Origin of the sequence: Sphingopyxis terrae subsp. terrae NBRC 15098, from assembly GCF_001610975.1 — a bacterium.
GTDB lineage: Bacteria > Pseudomonadota > Alphaproteobacteria > Sphingomonadales > Sphingomonadaceae > Sphingopyxis > Sphingopyxis terrae_A.
The window spans coordinates 3,511,623-3,533,980 of sequence record NZ_CP013342.1 but is presented as its reverse complement, the minus strand read 5'-3'; the positions used below and the strand labels follow the sequence as shown (position 1 = coordinate 3,533,980).

Genomic DNA, 22,358 nt, shown 5'->3' with positions numbered 1-22,358 from the left:
CATTGCGAGGCGCGCAGCGACGAAGCAATCTCCAGCCAACCGCGACAGGGCAAGCGAATAACTGGGGATTGCCTCGCTTCGCTCGCAATGACGATTGGCTTTTGCAGCCGGTTAGAACAATTCCATCTGTCCGTCGCGTTCCGGCGGCCTGAACAGGTCGCTGCGGAGCGGCGGAAAGCTTTTGTCGAGGCCATGTTCGCGCGCCGCGCGCTTGACACGGGTGCGGATGAGCTGCGCCCAAACGCCTCGCCCCTTCATGCGGGAAAAATAGTCGGGGTCATTGTCGCGGCCGCCGCGAATGTCCTGCACCATGTGGATCACCTTGGCGGCGCGGTCGGGATAATGGGCGTCGAGCCAGGCGCGGAACAGCGGCGCGACTTCGTGGGGGAGGCGGAGAAGGATATAGGAGGCGCGGATCGCGCCGGCCTCTGCCGCCGCAGCCATGATCGCCTCTATCTCGTGAGCGGTAATAGCGGGAATGATCGGCGAGATATTGACCTGCGTCGGGACGCCCGCGTCGATCAGCTTGCGGATCGCCGCGAGCCGCCGCTTGGGATGCGGCGCGCGCGGCTCCAATGTACGGGCGACTGCGGGATCGAGCGTCGTGACCGAAATCGCTACCCCGACCAGATTGTCGCGCGCCATGTCGGCGAGCAGATCGATATCGCGAAGGATGCGATCGGACTTGGTCGTGACGATCAGCGGATGCCGCGTTTCGGCCAGCACCTCGACCACCGCGCGCGTCACGCCCCATTCGCGTTCGATCGGCTGATAGCCGTCGGTGTTGGTGCCGATGGCAAGCGGGGCGGGCACATAGCCGCGCTTGGCCAGTTCCCCTCGCAGCAAGGCGGCGGCATCGGGCTTGGCAAAGAGCCGGCTTTCGAAATCGAGCCCCGGTGACAGGTCGTGGAAGGCGTGGGTGGGGCGCGCGAAGCAATAGATGCAGCCATGTTCGCAGCCGCGATACGGATTGATCGAACGGTCGAAACCGATGTCTGGCGAGTTGTTGCGCGCGATGATCGTCCTGGGATGTTCGACGGTGACGGTGGTGCGCAGCGCCGGCGCGGTGCCGTCGATGTCTTCGGCCGTGTCGAGCCAGTCGCCATCGGCCGCGCGGTCGAGCGATCCGGTCCGCGTCGGGCGGAGGTTGGTCGGGGCGCCGCGGCCTGAAATCGCGGGAAGGGGACGGGTCGGTTCCACTGTCGCAATCTAGTGGAACATCGAGAACATATAAAGAACAAATATCGTCGCCCGCGGGAAGCCGGTGGCGACATTTGGGCTATTCGGTGAGGCGCGGGATCAGGTCGACGAAGTTGCAGGGGCGGTGCCGGCTGTCGAGCTGGCTTTCCAAAATGCCCTCCCAGGCATCGGTGACGGCGCCGGTCGACCCGGGCAGCGCGAAGATATAGGTCCCGCGTGCGACGACGGCGCAGGCGCGCGACTGGATCGTCGAGGTGCCGATCTTCTGAAAGCTGATCCAGCGGAACAGTTCGCCGAAGCCCGGAATATCCTTGCCATCGAGGCGGTGCAGCGCCTCGGGCGTCACGTCGCGGCCGGTCAGGCCCGTGCCGCCGGTCGCAATGACGACATCGACCGCAGGGTCGTCAATCCAGTTGTGCAACCGCGATACGATAAGATCGGTTTCGTCGCGAATGATCGCGCGCGCCGCAAGCTCGTGCCCCGCGCCGGTCAGAAGTTCAGCGAGCTTGTCGCCCGATGTGTCGTCGTCGCTGCTGCGGCTGTCCGAAATCGTCAGTATGGCGATGCGAACGGGCTTGAACGGGCGCGCCGGATCAATCGGCATTGGCGAGACCGGCGGGACCGGCGTAGGTCAGCCGTACCCGGTCCTTGCTGTCGGGAAAGCGCGGCCATTTGCCCTGCGCGAGGGCGGCGCGGCTGATCGACGGCTTGCCCTGTTCGGCTTCGTACATCCAGTAATTGCGTAGCACGATGCCGACATAGGCGCGCGTTTCCCAATAGGGGATCGATTCCATGAAGAGCAGCGGATCGCCATTGTCGCGCACTTCGGTCGACCAGCGCGCAACCGGCGCGGGGCCCGCATTATAGGCGGCGATCACCTTGGGCAGCAGGCCGCCGGTCGACGAATCCTTGCTCAGATACTGCAGATAGCTCTGGCCGAAATCCATATTCACCGCGGGGATGCGCAGATCGGCAGGATTGACGCTTTCGCCCCGCCACCGCGCCAGATCCTTGGCGGTGCCGGGGCGCACCTGCATCAAGCCATAGGCGCCCGCCGGGCTGACCACCGTGCGCTGGAAACGCGATTCCTGCAGCGTGTGGGCAAAGACCAGCGCCGGATCGACCTTCCACCCGCCATTGGGCTCCCAGCGCGGCTGCGGATAACGCGTCGCGGCGGCGAGCTTGCGGCCCCGCGGCGTGTTGTGGGCCAGATAGAGCTGGGTTTCGGGCAGGCTGAGCGCCTGGGCCAGGGCAATGAGCTGTTCGTGCTGGCGCGGGTCGCCGATGCGCGCCTGCTGGCGCAGCAGCGTGTCGGCGTAGCCGTCCTCGCCAATCTCGGCCATCGCAACCGCGGCGCGGACATTGGGCAGTTCCTCGAGCGCGCGGAAGGCGCTGCGGTCGGCGCGGACATTCTCGCGCTGGATATTGGTTTCCAGACCCAGCGTTTCGGCGGCGAGGAGGCCGTAGAAGGTTTCCTCATTGCTCGCCGCGGCGCGCAGGCGCGGCTCGACAAGCTGCGGCTCGCCCGATGCGATCGCCGCGCGTGAGGCCCAATAATAAGCGGCGGCGCGCTGCTCGCTGTCGGGGGCTTCCTTGGCGACGCGGTCGAAGGCGCCCAGTGCGGTGCGATAGTCGCGCAGGCGCCACGAAGCGAGGCCTTGCACCCACGCGCCCTGCACCGGCCAGGCGCCCTGGCTCGCGCTGCATTCCGCCGCGAGGCGAAGCGCATTGGCGTCGTCATTCTCGATATAATAGGACCAAGCAATCTTCTGCCGCCATTCGTCGCGCGCCTCGGGCGTCAGCTGGTCGGCGACCGCTGCATAGAGCGCCTCGGCGCCGGCGGGATCGTCGTTCTTGATACGGTCCGGGATGGTGCGGGCCAGCCCGGCGGCGACCGGATCGCCGCCCACGCTGTCGGCGCCGAGCCGGCGCGGGGCGCTGCCCGACCAGCTCAGGCGATTCTGGTTGGGCAGGACCGGCACATCGGTGGCGCCGCGCTTCGCGGCAAGGCTTGCCAGACGGTCGGCCTGCGGCAGTTCGGGCGATCGTGCGAGAACCGGCATCAGGTCCGACACTTCGGCGCGCGGGCTGTTTGCCGCGAGCAGCAATTCGGCGCGCAGGAAATCGTTGAGCGGGCCCTTGTCGGCGCCGTCGAGCATCGATTTCGCATCGGCCCAGCGCTGTCCGCGAATGGCGGTCAGCACTTGCGTGTAGAATTGCTTCTGCTTCGCCGACAGGATTTCGGGCACCGTTTGCGACGGAGCCGAAAAATCGCGATCGGGCGCGTCGGCGGCCATCGCCGGGACGGTTCCGGCCGCAAGGAAAATCAGGATCGAGGCGCCGAGCGCCCATTTCGCTTTTGTCATCTGTCAACGTCCCCGGTTGAGCAGTTTGAGACTATCCCAGGCCGCCGCCTTGTGCGCTGGCCGGGCGAGGAGCATCGCGGGATGCGCGATTGCCACCGCCTCCACTTTGCCGCCATCATGGTTAAGATCGAGTAACTTTCCGCGCAAATCGGCGAGCGGGCGTCCCGTCGCAATGCGCAGCATGTCGCTGCCGACGAGCAGCAACCGCTGCGGCCGCGCCAGCGCGACATGGTGCCGCAGCAGTCGGTCGAGCTCTGCAGCGTCGCTTTCGTCGCAGCGGCCGCCCGCCGGGCGCGTCACTGCGAGGCTGGCGATATAACAGTCGCCGCGCGTCAGCCCGATCGCGCGCAGTATCGCGTCGAGTAAGGGACCCGCCGGTCCGGTAAAGAGCGTCCCGTCACGCTGATCATCGACCTCGGGCCACGCGGTGAGGACCATCAGCGCCGAATCCGGCATTCCCTGCGGCAGCACGCGGCGCGCGTCCCACTGGCTGCCCGGCACGTCGGGGTGCTCGGCGAGCCAAAGCTGGAATTCGTCCCATTCGCCCGGCAAGGCGACCGGCCCCTTGGGTTCGTCATTTTGGGGCGCTTCGACGCGCTGGAGCGCGGCGGGCAGCGGGGCGACCTCGGGTTCGGCAAGGACGGGGCTTCGCCGCGGTGCCGCAGCGTCATTGGCGGCAGGCACGTCGAGCCAGCCGGCCGGCACTTCGCCGACCAGAGCATCGACGCCGGCCAGCGACCACCAGTCGCAATAGCTTTCCGCCAGCAAGGCTGAATTCCGCCCACCCATGAAAATGTTGAAACAGGAGGTTGACGCGCGCGTCAATTGGAAGGCATCGCAAATCGTGACAGAATGAGCGCCGCTTACGATGAATGATCGCGGCGGGGACGGCAGAAAGGGCTTTGAGGTGAGCGAACGGGAATCGATGCCTTATGACGTGGTGATCGTCGGGGCAGGGCCGGCGGGCCTTTCGGCGGCGATCCGCCTGAAGCAACTCGCGAACGAAGCGGGCAGTGAGCTGTCGGTCTGCGTGCTCGAAAAAGGGTCCGAAGTCGGCGCGCATATCCTGTCGGGAGCGGTGATCGATCCCAAATCGCTCGACGAGCTGCTTCCCGACTGGCGCGAGCAGGGCTGTCCGCTCGCCGAGGTGCCGGTGAACGATAATCAGCATTGGGTGCTGACGAAGAAGAAGAAAATCTCCGTCCCGCATCTGATTACGCCCGGCTTCATGCACAACAAGGGCACCTATACGGGCAGCCTCGGCAATCTCTGCCGCTGGCTGGCCGAACAGGCCGAAGGGCTGGGCGTCGAAATCTTCCCCGGCTTTGCCGCCGCGGAAATCCTGTACAACGACGATGGGTCGGTGAAGGGCGTCGCCACCGGCGACATGGGCATCGCGCGCGACGGCAGCCACAAGCCCGACTATGCGCCGGGGCTTGAGCTCCATGCGAAATATAGCTTCTTTGCCGAAGGCGTGCGCGGCCACCTGACCAAGATGCTGAAGCCGCAGTTCGCACTCGACGCCGATTGCGAGCCGCAGGTCTATGGCATCGGCATCAAGGAATTGTGGGACATCGATCCCGCAAATCACGCCCCCGGCCGCGTCATCCACACGCAGGGCTGGCCGCTCGATGCCAACGCCAATGGCGGCGGTTTCCTCTATCATCAGGCGAACGGGCAGGTGGCGCTGGGCTTCGTGACCTGGCTCAACTACCGCAACCCGCACATCTCCCCTTTCCAGGAGATGCAGAAGTGGAAGACGCACCCCGAGATCGCGAAGATTTTGAAGGGCGGCAAGCGCATCTCTTACGGCGCGCGCGCGATCAGCGACGGCGGCTACCAGTCGGTGCCGAAGCTCGCCTTTCCGGGCGGCGCGCTGATCGGCGACAGCGCCGGCTTCCTCAACGTGCCGCGCATCAAGGGCACGCACACCTCGATGAAGTCGGGGATGATGGCGGCCGAAGCGGCTTTCGCTGCGGTCAATGCCGGTCGTTCGGGCGATACGCTGACCGCCTATCAGGACGCCTATGACGACAGCTGGGTGAAGAAGGAGCTGAGTGTCGTCCGCAACGTGCTGCCGCTGGTCGAAAAATTCGGCGATCTGGCGGGGACGGTCCTGTCGGGGATGACCATGTGGCTCGAAAGCTTCGGCATCCGCATGCCGTTCACGATGAAGCATCACCCCGACAACACGACGCTCTATCGCGCCGATATGATGCCCAAGCCCGAATATCCGAAGCCCGACGGGGTGCTGACTTTTGACCGGTTGTCCTCGGTGTTCCTCTCCAACACCAACCATGAGGAAGATCAGCCGATCCACTTGCAGCTCAAGGATCCGACGATCCCGATCGAATATAATCTGCCGATGTATGACGAGCCCGCGCAGCGTTATTGCCCGGCCGGCGTCTATGAGGTTGTCGGTCAGGATGAGGGCGAACCGCGCTTCGTCATCAACGCGCAGAATTGCGTGCATTGCAAGACGTGCGACATCAAGGATCCGACCCAGAATATCAACTGGGTCACCCCCGAAGGCGGCGGAGGCCCCAATTATCCCAATATGTAAGTTCGCTCGCCGATCGATTCTTGCGCCGCTGGCGGCCACCCTGATGGTGGCTGCGGCGCCCGCTGCGATGGCGGCGGTCGATCCCGATCAGGCAGCGCTCGACGCGCTTGTCCGGGCGCGGCTTGCCGAAGAAGCAGGCAATCCCGCCGAGGCGCTGGCGGCGCTGCAATCGCTCGCAAGCCAGGCGCCCGATCTGCCGGGCTTGCGCGCCGAAATGCTCGAGCGCGCCATCGACGCCGGCGACCTCATCGCAGCGCGCAGTGCAGCGGCGGCGCTGTGGGCGAGCGGCGAGCAGCGGTTCGACGCGCGGCTCGTGCTCGTCGTCGACGCGATGCGGCGCAGCGACTGGAAGGGCGCGCGCGCCCTTCTGGGGACGGCGCAGGACGACAAGTCGGGCGGCGATGCGATATCGCGCCTGATCGATCCGGCGCTGGGAGCATGGGTCGATGCCGGGCAGCGCGCGCGCCAGCCCGAACGCGCGCTGGTGGCCGCCGCGACGCGCGGGCGCCCCGAACCCGCCTATGCGCTCGAAGCGGCGCTGGTTCAGCTTGCGGCCGGACAAAGTGATGCCGCCGTGGCCGCTGCCCTGGAAACAACCCCGACCGACTGGCTGAGCCAGCTCGTCGCTCTGCGCCTTGTCGCCAGCCTCGATGCTGCCCGGGAGAAGGATGCGGCGGGGACGCTGCGGTCGCGTATCGCGTTGGCGGCGGGTGAGCGCGAGGATCCTCTGCTCTTGCTGCCCGAACAGGCGGTGGCCAACCCGCGGGCCGGCGCCGCCCACTGGCTGGCGCTCGTCGCCGACACGCTTGCGCGGTTACCCAGGAGCAATGCACGCCTGCCGCTGACTTTCGCGCGCGCCGCGACCTGGCTCAACGATCAGGACTGGACCGCGCGCAGCGCGCTCGCCGACGCCTTGGCGCGCAGCGATCGTGCCGCCGACGGCGCTGCCTTTCTTGCCGGTCTTCGCGGACCCCTGCCGCCGGTGTTGCGGATGCGCCTTGCCGAACTGACGGCGGAGGAGGGTGATCGTGCGGCGGCGGTGAAGATGGCCGAGGACGCCGTCGCGGGCGATGCGCCGCGCAGCCTGCTCGTCCGTTTCGCCGATCTGGCGCGGCAGAGCGACGATGCCGCGGCGGCCGAGCGGGCCTATGCGCGGCTCGAAGCCGCGCTCGGCGATGGCGACGACAGCGCTCCGCTGCGTGCGACCTTGCTTGTGGCGCGCGCCGAACTGCGGCTGCAGGCGAAGGATTGGGACGGGGCGGCGCCGCTGATGCAACGCGCGCTCGCGCTGCGCCCAAACGACCCGACGATCCTGAATTTTGTCGGCTATTCCGCGCTGGAGCGGCGGATCGATGTCGATCGCGCGCTCGGCCAGATCGAGGCGGCATGGAAGGCCGAGCCCCAGAATGCGAGCATCACCGACTCGCTCGGCTGGGCCTATTTTCTGACCGGACGCACCGACAAGGCCGTCGAACTGCTCGAACAGGCGCAGCAGGGCGAGCCCGAAAATGCCGTGATTGTCGAGCATCTGGGCGACGCCTATTGGAAGGCGGGGCAACGCTTCCGCGCGCGCTATACGTGGCGGGCCGCGGCACTGCTCGCCGAAGAGGATATGGCGGCGCGCGTCGCGGCAAAGCTCGATGGCGGGCTGACGCCGCAGACGACCGCGCCCTGATCGCGCCATGACCCTGTTCCACGAGACCGGCTGGGCAAAGATCAACCTCGCGCTGCACGTCCGGGCGCGGCGCGCCGACGGCTATCACGAGATCGAGACATTGTTCGCGTTCGTCGACGGCGGCGATGCGATTGCGGCGGCGGTGTCGGACGCCGATGATCTGACCATCGAAGGGCCGTTCGGCGACGGGCTGAGCGCCGGCGCCGACAATCTGGTGCTGCGCGTGCTCGCCTTGCTGCGCGATCGCTATGGCGCGGCTCGCGTGCCGCCGCTTGCCGTCCGCCTGACCAAGACATTGCCCGTTGCGGCGGGGATCGGCGGCGGCTCGGCCGATGCGGCGGCGATGGCGCGGCTGGTGCGGGCGCATTTCCTGCCCGATGTCGGCGAAACCGCGCTGGCGCGGATCGTCGGTACGCTCGGCGCCGATATCGCCGCCTGCGTCGCCAGTGCGACCTGCCTTGGCGTCGGGACCGGCGCCGAACTCAGCCCTGTGCCCGAACTGGCGCTGGGCGGGACTCCGGTGCTGCTGGTCAATCCGCGCGCACCCGTCGCGACTGGGCCGGTGTTCGCGGCCTGGGACGGCACTGATCGCGGCCCGCTGTTCACCGGCGCCGACCTGCGCGCGCAATTGTTTGCGGCGCGCAATGATTTGCAGCGCCCGGCGATCGCGCAATGCCCGGCGATCGCCGACATATTGACCGAGCTTGGCGGGCTGGGCCCGTGGCTCGCGCGCATGTCGGGATCGGGGGCAACCTGTTTCGCGCTGTTCGACGCGCCCGCCGAACGCGATGCCGCGGCGGCGGCAATCGCCGTGCGCCATCCCGGCTGGTGGCAGATGACGGGGGCGCTGCGATGAGCGAGGCGTGGCAACAACTAGGTACGCCGCGCGTCGGCGGGGTGCTGTTGATCGGCGATCATGCGTCGGCGGCCGTGCCGCCCGACATCGACCTCGGCATCGACCCCGCGCTGCTGTCGCAGCATATCGCGATCGACATCGGCGTTGCGGAAGTCGCGGCGTTGCTCGTCCGGAACGGCGCGGTCGACGCGGCGATTTTGGGCGGCGTGTCGCGGCTGGTCGTCGACTGCAATCGCGACGAGGATGCGCCGGGCGCGGTGCCTATCGCCAGCGACGGCCATGCGATCCCCGGCAACGCGCTCGATCATGCCGGACGCGAGGCACGGATTGCGCGCTTTTTCCGCCCCTATCACGATCATATCGCGGCGGTGATCGCCGCGCGCCGGCCCGCGATGATCCTTTCGCTGCACAGCTTCACCCCCACGCTCGCCAGCGATCCGGCGCAGGCGCGGCCGTGGCATGTCGGCGTTCTCTATAACGAGGACGCGCGGTTGGCGGCCGCAGCGATCGCAGCGCTCGGCGACGAGGGGCTGATCGTCGGCGACCAGCTTCCCTATTCGGGCAAGCTGCTCAACGCGACGATGAACCGCCACGCCGAGGCGAATGACATCCCCTATGTCGGGATCGAGATGCGGCAGGACCTGGTCGGCGATCCGCCGGGGCATGCGCTCTGGGCGCAGCGGCTGTCCAATATGGGCCGGAAACTGGGTTTGATTCTACCGCGTTAGGCGTGTAGAGGCGCCTTCTGTCGCCATTTTATGAAATAAAATTATCAGAAAGACGCTAAAATGCCTTCTTATCGTTCGCGAACCACCACCCACGGCCGCAACATGGCGGGCGCGCGCGGCCTGTGGCGCGCAACGGGAATGAAGGACAGCGACTTCGGCAAGCCGATCATCGCGGTGGTCAATAGCTTCACCCAGTTCGTGCCCGGCCACGTCCACCTCAAGGATCTGGGGCAGATGGTCGCGCGCGAGATCGAAGCGGCGGGCGGTGTCGCCAAGGAATTCAACACCATCGCGGTCGATGACGGCATCGCGATGGGGCATGATGGCATGCTCTATTCGCTGCCGAGCCGCGACCTGATCGCCGACAGCGTCGAATATATGGTCAACGCGCACTGCGCCGACGCGATGATCTGCATCTCCAACTGCGACAAGATTACGCCCGGGATGCTGATGGCGGCGCTGCGGATCAATATTCCCGTGGTGTTCGTGTCGGGCGGGCCGATGGAGGCCGGCAAGGTGGTTCTGAAGGGCAAGGAGGTCGCGCTCGACTTGGTCGATGCGATGGTCGTCGCAGCCGACGAAGCCTATAGCGACGAAGAGGTTGCGGCGGTCGAACGGTCCGCCTGTCCGACCTGCGGCAGCTGTTCGGGCATGTTTACCGCCAATTCGATGAACTGCCTGACCGAAGCGCTGGGCCTGTCGCTGCCCGGCAATGGATCGCAGCTCGCGACGCATGCCGATCGCAAGGCCCTGTTCCTGCGCGCCGGCGCGATGATCGTCGACATGTGCCGCCGCTATTATGAAGTAGGGGACGAGCGGGTATTGCCGCGCAGCATCGCGAGTTTCGAGGCGTTCGAAAATGCGATGAGCCTCGACATCGCGATGGGCGGATCGACGAACACCGTGCTCCACCTGCTTGCCGCCGCGCATGAGGCAGAGGTCGATTTCACGATGGACGACATCGACCGGCTGTCGCGCCGCGTGCCGTGCCTGTCGAAAGTCGCGCCTGCGAAGAGCGACGTCCATATGGAGGATGTTCACCGCGCGGGCGGGATCATGGCGATCCTTGGCGAACTTGAACGCGCGGGGTTGCTCCACGCGCATCTGCCGACGGTGCACAGCGCGACGCTGGGCGACGCGCTCAATAAATGGGACATTGCGCGCACCAACGATCCGGCGGTGCAGACCTTCTACCTCGCGGCTCCCGGGGGAGTGCCGACGCAGACGGCGTTCAGTCAGGACCGGCGCTGGGATTCGCTCGACCTCGACCGCGAAAATGGCGTGATCCGCTCAGCCACCCACGCGTTCAGCAAGGATGGCGGCCTCGCCGTCTTGTCGGGCAATCTCGCGCTCGACGGCTGCATCGTGAAGACCGCCGGGGTCGACGAGAAGATTCTGAAATTTGCCGGCCCGGCGAAGGTCTATGAAAGCCAGGATGCGGCGGTAGCGGGCATTTTGACCGGACAGGTCGAGGCGGGCGACGTCGTCGTCATCCGCTACGAAGGGCCCAAGGGCGGGCCGGGGATGCAGGAAATGCTCTATCCCACGAGCTACCTCAAATCGAAGGGGCTGGGCGCCGCATGCGCACTGATCACCGACGGGCGATTTTCCGGCGGCACGTCGGGGCTGTCGATCGGCCACGTGTCGCCCGAGGCGGCCGAAGGCGGCACGATCGGACTGGTCGAAAATGGCGACAGGATCGAGATCGACATCCCGAGCCGCACAATCACGCTGGCGGTCCCCGACGCCGAACTGGCGGCGCGACGCGCCGCGATGGAGGCCAAAGGTGAGGCTGCCTGGCAACCCGAAAAGGCGCGCCCGCGCAAGGTTTCGGTAGCACTTCAGGCCTATGCTGCGATGACGACGAGTGCGGCGCGCGGCGCCGTGCGCGACCTGTCGCAGTTGAAGGGCAAGGGATGAAATCTATCGCGGGGGCAGGGCTGCTGCTCGTTCTGGCGGGCTGCAATGCCGGTCCCGACAATGGCGCGCTGGCAGAGGCCGAAGCGCAGGGGTCGAAGGACGCCGCGATCAGCGGACGGATCGACTGCGCGCTTGGCGGCGCCAAGCTGTTCGACCGCACCTGCACCATCGCCGAAATGAGCAGCGCCGACGGCACCATCCTGATCGTCGGCCGCAGCGACAGCGGCTACCGCCGCCTGCAGGTGACAACCGATGGCCGCGGGGTCGTTTCGGCCGATGGCGTCGATCCGGCGAAGGTGACGGTGATCGGCGACGGGGTGATAGAGGTTGCGGTTGGCCCCGACCGCTACCGGCTGCCTGCCAACACAGGCGGAGCGAAGTAGCGCGACTTTTCCCGCTCGCATGGTAGGAAAGGGCATGTCCGTTCCCGCCGATGCACCGATCCTGACCGCTGCCGCGATGCGCGAGGCCGAGACCGCGACGGTGCGCGCGGGCGTGTCGCTTGGGGATTTGATGGAGCGCGCGGGCGCCGCGGTCGCCGATCTCGCCTGGCGCATGACGGCAGGCGCGCCGATCCTGATCCTTTGCGGGCCGGGCAATAATGGCGGCGACGGATATGTCGCGGCGCGCCGGCTCAAGGCGCGCGGCGCGGCGGTGAGGGTTGCCGCGCTTGGCCTGCCCACCACCGATCTGGCCAAGGCCGCGCGCGATGCCTGGGACGGACCCGTCGAACGCCTGAGCGACGAAACGGCTGCGGCGCCATTGATCGTCGACGCGCTGTTCGGCTCCGGGCTGACGCGGCCGCTGGCCGATGATCTGGCAGCGATGTTGCGGCGCTTTTCCGAGCGGCGGATATTGTCCGTCGATGTGCCGAGCGGGGTTGCGAGCGACGGCGACGCCGACTGGCTGCCGCCGCTCGCTGCCGACGTGACGTTGGCGCTCGGCGCGCTCAAGCCCGCGCATGTGCTGCTGCCGACCGCACCCGCCTGCGGGCGCTGTCTGCTGGCACCGATCGGGATTGCGGCGGACCGCCATATGCAGACGCTGCCTGCTCCGACGCGCGGGGCGCCCGCCGCCGATGCGCATAAATATAGCCGCGGCATGGTCCTGGTCGCGTCCGGTCCGATGCCGGGCGCGGCGGCGCTGAGTGCGTCGGCGGCGCTGCGCGCCGGGGCGGGCTATGTCGTGCTCGAAAGCGATCGCCCGGCGCCGCTGTCGGCGATCATCGCCGAAGAGGGCGACGCCTTTGCCCGGCGGCTCGGCGATCCGCGTGTCGGCGCGTTCGTCATCGGCCCCGGCTTTCCCGCCGGCGATGCACTCGATGAACAACTAGCCGCCGCGCTGGCAAGCCGGACGCCGGTGGTGCTCGATGCGGCGGCGATCCCGGCCGCGCTTCCGAATCTCGAAGGCGGAGACAGGAGCGCGATCCTGACCCCGCACGCGGGCGAGTTCGCGCGCGCCTTTCCGGAAGCGACCGGCAGCAAGATCGACCGAGCGCGTGCCGCGGCGGCACGGGCGCGCTCCGTCGTGATCTACAAGGGCGCCGACACGGTGGTCGCCGCGCCCGATGGGCGGATATGCGCGGCCTGGCCCGGGAGCCCCTGGCTTGCGACGGCGGGGACCGGCGATGTCCTGGCGGGGGCGTGCGGCGCGATGCTGGCGCGCGGCGGCGACCCCTTCGATGCCGCGGTCGCAGCCGTCGGCTGGCATATTGCGCAGGCGCGGCGTATAGGCGCCGGCCTTGTCGCCGACGATCTTGTTGCCGCGCCGTTCTGACGAAAGCTATACCCGTGACCGAAACCGACCTGATTGTCCGCATCGCCGCGCGCGGCGACGGCGTAACCGCCGACGGTCGCCATGTCGCGGGCGGGGTTCCGGGCGACAAAGTGGCCGCCGACGGAACGCTCGTCGCCGGGCCGAACCACGCGGTTCCGGTCTGCCGACACTTCGGCAAATGCGGCGGCTGCCAGCTCCAGCATGTCAGCGAGGCGGCGCTTGCCGATTTCGTGCGCGAGCGCGTTGCCGGGGCGCTCGCCGGTCAGCAGGTGACGGCGGGCGATGTCCGCCTCGCGCGTCTGTCGCCGCCCCATAGCCGCCGCCGCGCGGTCCTCACCGCGATCAAGGCGGGCAGACAGGTCGCGATCGGCTTCAACGCCGCGCAGAGCAATCAGATCGTCGACATGCGCGAATGTCCGTTGCTCGTGCCCGAACTCTTCGCGCTGATCGCTCCGATCCGCGATCTGCTCGGACTTATCGCGCCGCAGCGGCGCCCGGTGAAGGTCAAGCTGCAACGGCTCGATCAGGGCGTCGAACTCATCCTCGAAGGCGTGAAGGCCGAGGGGCTCGATGCCGCGATGGCGCTGCAGGATTTTGCCGGCGCCCATGCGCTCGCGCGGTTCGCCATCGATCAGGGCGACGGGCTCGAAATCCTGTGGCAACCCGAACCGCCGACGGTGTGCTTCGGCGACATTGCCGTGGAAGTGCCGCCCTTTGCCTTTCTGCAGGCGACGACTGCGGGCGAAGCGGCTCTGCTCGGCGCGGTGCGCGAGGCAATCGGCGATGCGCATGCGGTGGCCGATCTGTTCGCGGGCGTGGGCACCTTCGCGCTATCGGTGCAGGCGGGACGGAAAGTCTACGCCGCCGAGGGCGCGCGCGATGCGATCGCTGCGCTGACGGGGGCCGCAAACCGCGCGCGGGCGCTGGTCGCGACCGAGCATCGCGACCTGTTCCGGCGGCCGCTGGTGCCTGCGGAGCTCGACCGCTTCGGCGCCGTGATCCTCGACCCGCCGCGCGCCGGCGCCGAGGAGCAGGTGAAGCAGCTTGCCGCCGCGGCGACGCCCGTGATCGCTTATGTCAGCTGCAATCCGGCGAGCTTTGCCCGCGACGCGAAGTTGCTTGTCGCGGGCGGCTATCGACTCGACTGGGCGCAACCCGTCGGCCAGTTCCGCTGGTCGACCCATGTGGAACTGGCCGCGCGGTTCAGTCGCTGATCAATGCAGCACGAAACCCATGAAGGCATTCAGACATAGCGCGATCAGCGCGAGACTGGCGAGCGCGAAGATGGCAAAGCGCCACATCACGCGGTTGACCGTCGCCTGCACAATGCTGTGGACGATACGCAGGCCGACATAGGCCCAGGCGATCTGGGCATTCAGCCCGCCGCCCATGCCGCCGACCGCGAGCGCTAGCGCGACGGCATAGAAGACCGTCGGCTGTTCCATCAGATGGTTATAATTATGGGCTTTCCACTGCACCTCGGGCGGAAGCACCTCGTCGAGCCCGCGCCCGGTCGTACCGACCAGATTCTTCGCGTCGATCTTGGCGCGGTTCATCGCGGGGATGCGCGTCGCATACATCCACACCCACATGACCATCGACCAGAGCGCGAGCGTCGCGACCGGCCCCAATATTGCATTCGTGTCCATGATATCCCCCTCAGCCCAAGGTTGCGATAACGGCCAGCACCGACAGCGCGAGCAGGCAGAATGTCGATAGTGCAAACAGCGCGAAACGCACCGGAACCCGGTTGACCGTCGCCTGCCACAGGCTGTGCACGATGCGCAGCACGACATAAGCCCAGGCGAAGCCCTGCGTCAGCGCCGTGTCACCACCCGACAGGTGCAGAAAGACGATCACCGCATAGAAGAGCGTCGGCTGTTCGAGCAGATGCGTGTAATTGTGCGATTTCCAGTTCACGCCGGGCGGCAACACCGGCTCCAGATCGGCGCCGCGACCGCCGGGCTGCGCCGTTTTGACGTCGATTCCGGCCTTCGCCATCGCCGGGAAGCGCGTTGCCGCAACCCAGACGAGCATGATGAGCGTCCAGAGCACGAGCACCGCGCCGGCCGCCAGCAGATTTCCTGGCATAAAGTCCCCCTTGTCCTCGCGGCTCGTTCACGACCTGGCCGCCTGCGCGCGATGCTAGGGCGTGCGTCGCAATATGCAACGGAAACTGATGTCAGGGAGCGCCGCGCGCCAATTCGTCGCGGATCGCGGCTCCGTCGCCGTCGATCCGCGGCGCGAAGCGGGGTTCGACATGCGGCGCGGAGCCATAGCGCACGGGCGAGCGCATCTCGAAAAAGGAGCCGACGTCGGGATGCTCGCGCCGGTGGAAGAAGCCCGAGGCGCGCAAATGCGGATCGTCGATCACATCGTCGAGATCGCGCGCCACCATCGCCGGGATATCGTTGGCGGCAAAGATTTCCAGCCATTCGGCACTGGTCTTCGCCGGCGTCTTGCGCGCGATTTCGGCATAGACGAGCGACATATGGGTTCCGGCGGCGCGCGCCGCCTCGAACGCCGGACTTGCGAGCAGCGCCTCGCTGCCCAGCAAGGTCATCAGCCGCGCGGTCGATTCGGGCGTATAGGGTACGATCGCCAGATAGCCGTCGGCGGTGGGGAAGGGCTGGCGGCTCGGATCGAGCTGGCGCGGATAGCCGGCAGGTCCGATCGGCGGGTCGAGCGCGGCATCGCGCAGATGTTCGGTGAGCATGAAGGCCGCGAAACATTCAAACATCGGGACTTCGACGGCCTGGCCTTCGCCAGTGCGCAATTTGTGGACCAGCGCGGCGAGAATCGCCTGCGCGCCGAACTGGCCTGCGATCTTGTCGGCGATCAGCGAGGGAAAATAGCGGGGCCGCGGGTCGCCATCGACGCGCGGCAAGAGGCTGGTCGTCCCCGTCGCCGCCTGGATGACGTCGTCATAAGCCTGGAGGTCGGCATAGGGGCCATTCTGGCCGAAGCCGGTGCCATGGACGTAGATGATATCGTCCTTCAGCGCCTTGCAACTCGCATAGTCGAAACCGAGCCGCTCGATCGCCTTGCTGCGGACGTTGTGGAAGAAGACGTCAGCCCCGGCGATCAGATCGCGCAGCACGGCGGCATCGGCGGGCTGCTTGAGATCGAGCGCGATCGAGCGCTTGCCGCGATTGACGGTCAGATGGATCGATCCCATCGTCGGGTCGCTGCGCGCGGACCCCAGATAGCGCGATACGTCGCCGAGGCCCGGGGCCTCGACCTTGATGACCTCCGCTCCAAGATCGGCGAGCATCTGCGTGGCATAGGGGCCGAAGATGACCGTGGTCAGGTCGATGATGCGGATGCCTGACAACATGGTCATGCCCGCGCGCGCCCTGCCTGCGCACGCCGCCATCTCGATCGTGCTGATGACGTCCGCATTGCTTGTCCTCCCATCTGCTTTGCGCCGCCACGATAGAATGGTTGCGGAACAAAACGGAAGGGCAAATCCGCCAGCGGATCAATTGTCTATTGCGAGCGGAAGGTCGATGGTCGCGGCGAAGCCCTCACTGTCGCGGGCAAAGTGCAAGCGTCCGCCGATCGCCCGGACCGCGCGGTCGGTGATCGCCAGCCCGAGCCCCGCACCGTCGCCGCCGCGTGCGCTATCGCCGCGGGCGAAGGGGCGCAGCATCGCTTCGGCCTGGCCGGCGGACAGCCCCGGCCCGGCATCGCGGACCACGATGCGCAGCCGGTCGCCCGCGATCCGGGCGGTAAGCGATATCGGTGCGGCGCCGTGGCGCAGCGCGTTGCCGAGCAGGTTGGCGACAGCACGGGCCAGCGCGTGCGGGCGCGTACGGATGACGATATTGTCGCCGAGCGATATTGTCGCGCCGTCCGTTGCCCCGCAATCGGCGACGATCTGGCGCAGCAGCGGCGCGAGATCGGTGCGCGCGATCGTTTCGGATTCGAACCCCCGCGCGAAATCGAGAAATTGGCCGAGCATGGCTTCGATGCGGTCGACCTGCCGCACCGCGACATTCTTGAGCTCGTCGTCGCCGCGGATCATCTCGAGCGACAGGCGAAGACGGGTAAGCGGGGTGCGCAGGTCGTGACTGACGCCGCCCAGCATCAACGCGCGGTCGGCATCGTTGCGGGCCAGGCGCTGGGTCAGCCGGTTGAAGGCGGTCGCAACCGCCGCGACCTCGGCCGGGCCGTCGGTCGCAACGGGCGGCGACAGGCGTTCGGGGTCATAGGCGTCGACCGAAGCGGCGAGACGGCGCAGCGGGCGATCGAGCCGGCGCTGCAGGAACAGGCCGGCGATTGTCGCGACGAGGAAGGCCGCCGCAAGCGCGGCGAGCAGGCTGGTCATCGCGCTGCGCCGACGCGGCGGTGTCACGCTGACCCAATAATCATCGGGGCCGAGCGCAAGCCTGATCCACAGCCGCCCGCGCGTGTCGGTAATCCAGTCGAGCTTGTGCTGCGTCGTCAGGCGCGCGGCGAGCGCCCGCATGAACCTATATTCGATGAAGGTGGGAAAACGCTGCCCGTCGGTCGGGGGAGCGGAAACGGGGCGGATCAGCAAATGCGATCCGTCGCTGAGGTCGGCGATCACGGCTGCGCGGCGATCGGCGGGCAGATTTCCCACTGTCGTCGACAGCGCGTGGATCATGTCGGCGGTCACGTCGGCGACGCGTGTCGTTTGCGGGCCGATCACCCATATCTGCACCAGCAGGCCGGCGAGCAGTTGCCCCGCGAGCACGACGCCGATCAGCATCGCGACGTTGCGACTGAACAGCCGCCTAAGCATCGGTGCCCGGCGCCAGCACATAGCCGACGCCCCATATCGTCCGGATGAAGCGGGGATTGGCGGCATCATCGCCAATCGCCTTGCGGAGACGGCCGATCTGCACGTCGATCGCCCGGTCGGTCACTTCGGCGTCGCGCCCGAGCGCGCGGTCGATCAACTGCGCGCGGCTGAGCGGCCGTCCGGCGCTCCGCGCGAGCGCGGCGAGCAGTGCGAATTCGCGCGACGAGAGCGTCAGCGCCTGATCTTCGCGGCGCACCGACATGGCGGAAAAGTTGATGACGAAGGGCCCGATGGTCACCACCTCATCGCGCAGCGTTGCCCGGTCGGTCGAAAGACGTCGAAGCAGCGCATTGATGCGCGCGACCAGTTCGCGCGGGAGAAAGGGTTTGCCAAGATAATCGTCGGCGCCCATTTCCAGGCCGAGCACGCGATCGACCGGATCGCCGCGCGCGGTCAGCATGATGATCGGGATCGTCTCGTCGCGCTCGCGCAGCCGGCGCACGATCGCCAGCCCGTCTTCGCCCGGCATCATCAGATCAAGCACGATCAGATCGGCCGGATCGCGCGTCAGGCTGATATCCATCGCCTTGCCGCCGTCGGCCGCGCGTACGGCAAAACCATGCTCGGCCAGAAAGCGCTGGAGCAATGCGCGCAGTTCGGGATCGTCGTCGACAATCAGGATGCGGGGTGCCTTGGCGTCCATGGACCCGACATGCCAGCCCGGTGGCACCGTCGCCAGAGCCAAAGATGTGACAAAGCATGTCGAAGCGGCACCTGTGTCGCATTTTGCCGCACAGTCGCGTTTGGCCGACATCGCCGCGATACAGGGCAGGGGCATTGGACGCTGGTCTTCACCATCAGGAAGGATGAAACCGATGAACACCCCCTCCCGCATTTTGACCGCCTTCGTCGCGACCGCTGCGCTTGCCGCCGTTACCACCGCCGAGGCCCGGCAGGGTTCGTTCCGCGCCCGCGGTTCGAACGGCGTCGTCGCCGGCAGCGCCGGTCCCAAGGGCGGCGTGATCCGCGGCCGCGGCGCTGTACAGAACGGCGATGGATCGGTGACCACGCGCTCGGGCGGTGCGTTCCGCGGTGCCAATGGAAGCAAGGGCAGGCGCCAGTCGACGACGACGGTCAACCCCGACGGTTCGCTGTCCCACAGCGGCAGCGCGTCGGCCACCGGCGCGCGCGGCACCTTCGACAGCAGCGGCGCCGTCGCGCGCGCAGCCGACGGAAGCTGGTCGGGCGGTCGTTCGACGAGCGCCACCAATTCGGCAACCGGCACCAGCTATTCGGGATCGACGACGATCGATCCCGCGACGGGCAAGCCTGTTCACAGCGGAACCTGCACCGACGCGTCGGGCGCCGTCATCCCCTGCCGTTAACCGGGGCCTCCCCCCTCCAGACCCACCCCGGTTGGGAGGGGCGTCCCCATCGCCCCTCCCGTAACGGCATCGAGACGCTATCAGGATATTTATGCGAATCAGGACTGTCTTGCCGCTTGCCGCCTTTGCGGCGTTTCTTCCGGCAATGGGTGCGCTGGCCGCGCCCGGCGGCGATTTCGAACGCGCTGCGCAGGAATTGCGCGACGCCGACCGCAATGGCGACGGCGCCGTAAGCCGCGCCGAGTTTCAGCACTATCGCGTCGGCCGCTGGGCGAAGATGGATCGCAACGGCGATGGCTATTTCAGCAGGGACGACTTGCCCGCGCTGGCGCGGTCGCGCTGGGATGGCGACCGCATGACGCAGCTGCGCCGCGATTTCGACAAGAATCGCGACGGTCGCATCTCGCGCGCCGAGTTCGTCGGCGGGCCGATGCCGATGTTCGATGCCGCCGACAGCAACCGCGACAATCAGGTCAGCAAGGCCGAACTGCAGGCATTGGGGCAAAAGGCGAAAGCGCGGTAGCCCGACCTGCGGGCGCAATGGAAAAAGGGCTGGCGCATCGCTGCGCCAGCCCTTTTTCGTTTGGCTTTTTCCGCTGGCTCAGAAGAGCTTGGTCACCGTCGCGCTGCGGCGTTCCTGCTCGACTTCGCCGGTGTAGAGGCTCACCATCGGTTCGTCGCTGACGACGTGGGTTTCCTCGGCACCGAAGCCATTGAACCGCGTCCGCATCGCGCAGCCATAGGCGCCGAGAATGCCGATCTCGATGAAATCGCCGGCCTTCACATCGGCCGGGAGATAGAAGGGGCCGGCCATATGGTCGAGGTCGTCGCACGTCGGGCCATAGAAGCTGAACGCCGTCATCTCGTCGCTCGCCGTCTCGCGGATCAGCGAAACGGGGAAGCGCCAACCGACATGCGCGGCATCGAACAGCGCGCCATAGGCACCGTCGTTGATATAAAGCTCTTCGCCGCGGCGTTTTTCCACGCGCACGATAAGAGAGCTATATTCAGCCGACAGCGCGCGGCCGGGTTCGCACCACAGCTCGGCCGAATAGCTGATCGGCAGACTCTCGAAGCTGCGGTGGATCGTGTCGAAATAGGCGTCGAGCGGCGGAGGCTCCATGCCCGGATAGGACGACGGAAAGCCGCCGCCGACATCGATGATATCGACCGTCACCGCGGCCGCCACGATTGCCGCGCGCACACGTTCCATCGCCTGCGCATAGGCGTGCGGCGTCATCGCCTGGCTGCCGACGTGGAAGCAGATCCCCAGAGCATCGGCCGCCTGACGGGTCGCCATCAGCAGTTCGGCGACATCTTCGGGCTCGGCACCGAATTTGGCGGCGAGGCTCAGCTTCGAATGATCGGACGAGACGCGCAGACGGACGAGCAGGTTGAGATCCTGCGCGCCCTCGGTCGCGCGGACGATCTTTTGAAGTTCGTCCATCGTGTCGAGCGAGAAGGTGCGCACGCCATATTTGAAATAGGCTTCGTGGACGGCTTCTTCGGCCTTGACCGGGTGCATGAAACACAAGGTGGCGCCGGGCAGCGTGCGGGCAACGAGACGCACTTCCGCGATCGAGGCGACGTCAAAATGGGTGACGCCCGAATCCCACAGCACGCGCAGCAGATCGGGCGACGGATTCGCCTTGACCGCATACATGGTCGTGCCGGGAAATCGCTCGATGAAGAAACGCGCTGCGCGCCGCGCGGCGTGCGGGCGGACAAGCGTAACAGGTTCGACCGGCGAAAGTGCCTGAATCAGCCCGTGGGCGCTATGATGCTGGTGCAACTCAAGGGACCCCCAAAATTAACGTTAAACATCAAAGGCTGCCTTGCGGTTATTGGAAGTCCCCCTGGGGCAGCGGGGTGCGCATATATGGCGGGGGGTCCCCCCTGTAAAGACCCTTATCGGACCGCGCGTTAACTTCTGGCGTTCAACCGAGCCGCGCTTTGAAATCCTCATAGGAAAAGCGCCGTATCTCCGTCAGTTCGTCGCTCTCGCTATCCCACAGCCAGATAGATGGCAGCGGGACGCCGTTGAAGCTGTTCGTCTTCACCATCGAATAATGCGCCTGATCGAGGAAGGCGAAGCGCTGGCCGATGCGCGCGCCACCGGGCAGCCGGTAATCGCCGATCACATCGCCGGCGAGACAGGACGGGCCGCCGAGCCGAACCGGCTTGCCCGTGCTTTCCTCCCCCAGCATCGCCGGGCGATAGGGCGCCTCGATGACGTCGGGCATGTGGCAGGTTGCGGAAATGTCTGTGATGCCGATCGCCATGCCATTGTCGAACAGGTCAAGGACTTCTCCGACGAGGATGCCCGCATCAAGCGCGACGGCTTCGCCGGGTTCGATCATCACGTCGCAGTCGGTCGATGCGCGCACCTGCTTCAGGAAGGCGATTAGGTCATCCGTTTGATAGTCGGCGCGCGTCACATGGTGGCCGCCACCGAAATTGATCCATTTGAGCTGGCGGAAAAAGGGACGCAGCATCGGTTCGACCGCCGCCCAGGTGCGCGCGAGCGGAGGGAAATCCTGCTCGCACAGCGTGTGCATATGCACGCCATCCACGCCGTCCATATGTTCGGGCAAAAGCTGGCTGATCGGAAAACCGAGCCGGCTGCACGGCGCCGCGGGGTCATATTTGGGGACATCGCCTTCGCTATGCTGCGGATTGATGCGCAGCCCGACATCGAAGGTCACACCCTTGGCGCGCAATTCGGCGAGCAGCGGACGGAAGCGTGCAATCTGTCCCGGCGAATTGAAGATCAGATGATCGGACAGCGCCGCTATTTCGGGCAGATCCACTTCCTTGTAGCCTGCGCAATAGGTTGCAACCTCGCCGCCATATTCCTCGCGGCCGAGCTTGGCTTCGTAAAGCCCCGAGGCGCACACCCCGTCGAGATAGTGCGCAACCGTCGGGCCGAGCGGCCACATCGAAAAGGCCTTGAGCGCGGCAAGCACCCGCGCGCCCGACGCGTCGCCGATGTGGCGGAGGACCGACAGGTTCGCGCGAACCTTCGCCGCATCGACGACGAAGGCCGGTGAAGGGACGCGGTTTAGGTCAAAACGGGCGAAGGCTCCGGGGTCGCCGGCACGGGTTTCCATGATATCGTTCC

General features: G+C 66.8%; 21 protein-coding genes. 10 read left to right on the top strand and 11 right to left on the bottom strand.

What is annotated here, in order from left to right; genetic code table 11:
- Positions 1-111 precede the first annotated feature (111 nt).
- The 4 genes from AOA14_RS16800 to AOA14_RS16785 form a co-directional block, all read right to left on the bottom strand.
- Entirely contained in the window at positions 112-1,200 is a 1,089-nt protein-coding gene (locus AOA14_RS16800; protein ID WP_062902622.1) for a PA0069 family radical SAM protein, read from the bottom strand.
- Between the two features lie 79 nt (positions 1,201-1,279).
- Complete coding sequence (gene moaB / locus AOA14_RS16795; protein WP_062902621.1) at positions 1,280-1,804, bottom strand: molybdenum cofactor biosynthesis protein B; 525 nt, start codon at positions 1,802-1,804, stop codon at positions 1,280-1,282.
- The gene (locus tag AOA14_RS16790; RefSeq protein ID WP_062902620.1) at positions 1,794-3,566 is read right to left on the bottom strand and encodes a lytic transglycosylase domain-containing protein; all 1,773 of its coding nucleotides are present in this window, start codon (positions 3,564-3,566) and stop codon (positions 1,794-1,796) included. Before AOA14_RS16790 ends, moaB begins: the two co-directional genes overlap by 11 nt.
- Positions 3,567-3,569: 3 nt before the next feature.
- Entirely contained in the window at positions 3,570-4,355 is a 786-nt protein-coding gene (locus tag AOA14_RS16785; RefSeq protein WP_062902619.1) for a uracil-DNA glycosylase family protein, read from the bottom strand.
- 118 nt (positions 4,356-4,473) lie between these two features.
- Here AOA14_RS16785 and AOA14_RS16780 point away from each other — a divergent pair, with 118 nt between their 5' ends.
- Genes AOA14_RS16780 through AOA14_RS16745 form a run of 8 tightly spaced genes read left to right on the top strand, consistent with a single transcriptional unit; the run spans position 4,474 to position 14,298 of the window.
- On the top strand, positions 4,474-6,129 hold the full coding sequence (locus tag AOA14_RS16780) for an electron transfer flavoprotein-ubiquinone oxidoreductase (protein ID WP_062903235.1): 1,656 nt from the start codon (positions 4,474-4,476) through the stop codon (positions 6,127-6,129).
- A 43-nt stretch (positions 6,130-6,172) separates the two neighbouring features.
- Positions 6,173-7,804 (top strand): tetratricopeptide repeat protein, encoded by a 1,632-nt coding sequence (locus AOA14_RS16775; protein WP_062902618.1) that lies wholly within the window; start codon positions 6,173-6,175, stop codon positions 7,802-7,804.
- Between the two features lie 7 nt (positions 7,805-7,811).
- Positions 7,812-8,660 carry a 4-(cytidine 5'-diphospho)-2-C-methyl-D-erythritol kinase gene (locus tag AOA14_RS16770; protein WP_062902617.1) on the top strand — a complete coding sequence of 283 codons (849 nt, stop codon included), beginning with the start codon at positions 7,812-7,814 and terminating at the stop codon, positions 8,658-8,660.
- Positions 8,657-9,388 (top strand): N-formylglutamate amidohydrolase, encoded by a 732-nt coding sequence (locus AOA14_RS16765; RefSeq protein WP_062903234.1) that lies wholly within the window; start codon positions 8,657-8,659, stop codon positions 9,386-9,388. Before AOA14_RS16770 ends, AOA14_RS16765 begins: the two co-directional genes overlap by 4 nt.
- A gap of 60 nt (positions 9,389-9,448) precedes the next feature.
- Positions 9,449-11,308 (top strand): dihydroxy-acid dehydratase, encoded by a 1,860-nt coding sequence (ilvD, locus tag AOA14_RS16760; protein WP_062902616.1) that lies wholly within the window; start codon positions 9,449-9,451, stop codon positions 11,306-11,308.
- Complete coding sequence (locus tag AOA14_RS16755) at positions 11,305-11,691, top strand: hypothetical protein (RefSeq protein ID WP_058811537.1); 387 nt, start codon at positions 11,305-11,307, stop codon at positions 11,689-11,691. Before ilvD ends, AOA14_RS16755 begins: the two co-directional genes overlap by 4 nt.
- A 34-nt stretch (positions 11,692-11,725) precedes the next feature.
- Positions 11,726-13,084: an NAD(P)H-hydrate dehydratase gene (locus AOA14_RS16750; RefSeq protein WP_062902615.1), complete on the top strand. Its 1,359-nt coding sequence runs from the start codon at positions 11,726-11,728 to the stop codon at positions 13,082-13,084.
- Between the two features lie 14 nt (positions 13,085-13,098).
- A complete protein-coding gene (locus AOA14_RS16745; protein ID WP_062902614.1) occupies positions 13,099-14,298 on the top strand; it encodes a class I SAM-dependent RNA methyltransferase in 1,200 nt (399 codons plus the stop codon).
- Here the strand turns inward: AOA14_RS16745 and AOA14_RS16740 are convergent, their stop codons facing one another.
- The 5 genes from AOA14_RS16740 to AOA14_RS16720 form a co-directional block, all read right to left on the bottom strand.
- Entirely contained in the window at positions 14,299-14,733 is a 435-nt protein-coding gene (locus tag AOA14_RS16740; protein ID WP_062902613.1) for an MAPEG family protein, read from the bottom strand.
- A gap of 10 nt (positions 14,734-14,743) precedes the next feature.
- A complete protein-coding gene (locus AOA14_RS16735) occupies positions 14,744-15,175 on the bottom strand; it encodes an MAPEG family protein (protein ID WP_058811540.1) in 432 nt (143 codons plus the stop codon).
- Between the two features lie 91 nt (positions 15,176-15,266).
- Positions 15,267-16,427, bottom strand: coding sequence for a CaiB/BaiF CoA transferase family protein (locus tag AOA14_RS16730; RefSeq protein WP_062903233.1), 1,161 nt, complete (start codon positions 16,425-16,427; stop codon positions 15,267-15,269).
- A 138-nt stretch (positions 16,428-16,565) separates the two neighbouring features.
- Positions 16,566-17,873, bottom strand: a complete 1,308-nt coding sequence (locus AOA14_RS16725; protein ID WP_062902612.1) for an ATP-binding protein — start codon at positions 17,871-17,873, stop codon at positions 16,566-16,568.
- Positions 17,845-18,555 carry a response regulator gene (locus AOA14_RS16720; protein ID WP_062902611.1) on the bottom strand — a complete coding sequence of 237 codons (711 nt, stop codon included), beginning with the start codon at positions 18,553-18,555 and terminating at the stop codon, positions 17,845-17,847. The genes AOA14_RS16725 and AOA14_RS16720 overlap by 29 nt, the downstream gene beginning before the upstream one ends.
- Before the next feature lie 172 nt (positions 18,556-18,727).
- Here AOA14_RS16720 and AOA14_RS16715 point away from each other — a divergent pair, with 172 nt between their 5' ends.
- Positions 18,728-19,237 carry a hypothetical protein gene (locus AOA14_RS16715; RefSeq protein WP_062903232.1) on the top strand — a complete coding sequence of 170 codons (510 nt, stop codon included), beginning with the start codon at positions 18,728-18,730 and terminating at the stop codon, positions 19,235-19,237.
- A 91-nt stretch (positions 19,238-19,328) separates the two neighbouring features.
- Positions 19,329-19,760, top strand: a complete 432-nt coding sequence (locus AOA14_RS16710) for an EF-hand domain-containing protein (protein WP_062902610.1) — start codon at positions 19,329-19,331, stop codon at positions 19,758-19,760.
- Between the two features lie 78 nt (positions 19,761-19,838).
- On the opposite strand, the gene AOA14_RS16705 is transcribed toward AOA14_RS16710, so the two are convergent.
- Positions 19,839-21,029 (bottom strand): type III PLP-dependent enzyme, encoded by a 1,191-nt coding sequence (locus AOA14_RS16705; RefSeq protein ID WP_062902609.1) that lies wholly within the window; start codon positions 21,027-21,029, stop codon positions 19,839-19,841.
- Positions 21,030-21,174: 145 nt separating this feature from the next.
- Positions 21,175-22,347 (bottom strand): carboxynorspermidine decarboxylase, encoded by a 1,173-nt coding sequence (locus tag AOA14_RS16700; RefSeq protein WP_062902608.1) that lies wholly within the window; start codon positions 22,345-22,347, stop codon positions 21,175-21,177.
- Between the last annotated feature and the right edge of the window lie 11 nt (positions 22,348-22,358).

Bases quoted from the DNA above. Each gene is read 5' to 3' on its own strand.
- moaB (WP_062902621.1), bottom strand. From the start codon at position 1,804: ATGCCGATTGATCCGGCGCGCCCGTTCAAGCCCGTTCGCATCGCCATA.
- AOA14_RS16790 (WP_062902620.1), bottom strand. From the start codon at position 3,566: ATGACAAAAGCGAAATGGGCGCTCGGCGCCTCGATCCTGATTTTCCTT.
- AOA14_RS16785 (WP_062902619.1), bottom strand. From the start codon at position 4,355: ATGGGTGGGCGGAATTCAGCCTTGCTGGCGGAAAGCTATTGCGACTGG.
- AOA14_RS16775 (WP_062902618.1), top strand. From the start codon at position 6,173: ATGGTGGCTGCGGCGCCCGCTGCGATGGCGGCGGTCGATCCCGATCAG.
- AOA14_RS16770 (WP_062902617.1), top strand. From the start codon at position 7,812: ATGACCCTGTTCCACGAGACCGGCTGGGCAAAGATCAACCTCGCGCTG.
- AOA14_RS16765 (WP_062903234.1), top strand. From the start codon at position 8,657: ATGAGCGAGGCGTGGCAACAACTAGGTACGCCGCGCGTCGGCGGGGTG.
- ilvD (WP_062902616.1), top strand. From the start codon at position 9,449: ATGCCTTCTTATCGTTCGCGAACCACCACCCACGGCCGCAACATGGCG.
- AOA14_RS16755 (WP_058811537.1), top strand. From the start codon at position 11,305: ATGAAATCTATCGCGGGGGCAGGGCTGCTGCTCGTTCTGGCGGGCTGC.
- AOA14_RS16750 (WP_062902615.1), top strand. From the start codon at position 11,726: ATGTCCGTTCCCGCCGATGCACCGATCCTGACCGCTGCCGCGATGCGC.
- AOA14_RS16740 (WP_062902613.1), bottom strand. From the start codon at position 14,733: ATGGACACGAATGCAATATTGGGGCCGGTCGCGACGCTCGCGCTCTGG.
- AOA14_RS16735 (WP_058811540.1), bottom strand. From the start codon at position 15,175: ATGCCAGGAAATCTGCTGGCGGCCGGCGCGGTGCTCGTGCTCTGGACG.
- AOA14_RS16730 (WP_062903233.1), bottom strand. From the start codon at position 16,427: ATGACCATGTTGTCAGGCATCCGCATCATCGACCTGACCACGGTCATC.
- AOA14_RS16725 (WP_062902612.1), bottom strand. From the start codon at position 17,873: ATGTGCTGGCGCCGGGCACCGATGCTTAGGCGGCTGTTCAGTCGCAAC.
- AOA14_RS16720 (WP_062902611.1), bottom strand. From the start codon at position 18,555: ATGGACGCCAAGGCACCCCGCATCCTGATTGTCGACGACGATCCCGAA.
- AOA14_RS16715 (WP_062903232.1), top strand. From the start codon at position 18,728: ATGAACACCCCCTCCCGCATTTTGACCGCCTTCGTCGCGACCGCTGCG.
- AOA14_RS16710 (WP_062902610.1), top strand. From the start codon at position 19,329: ATGCGAATCAGGACTGTCTTGCCGCTTGCCGCCTTTGCGGCGTTTCTT.
- AOA14_RS16700 (WP_062902608.1), bottom strand. From the start codon at position 22,347: ATGGAAACCCGTGCCGGCGACCCCGGAGCCTTCGCCCGTTTTGACCTA.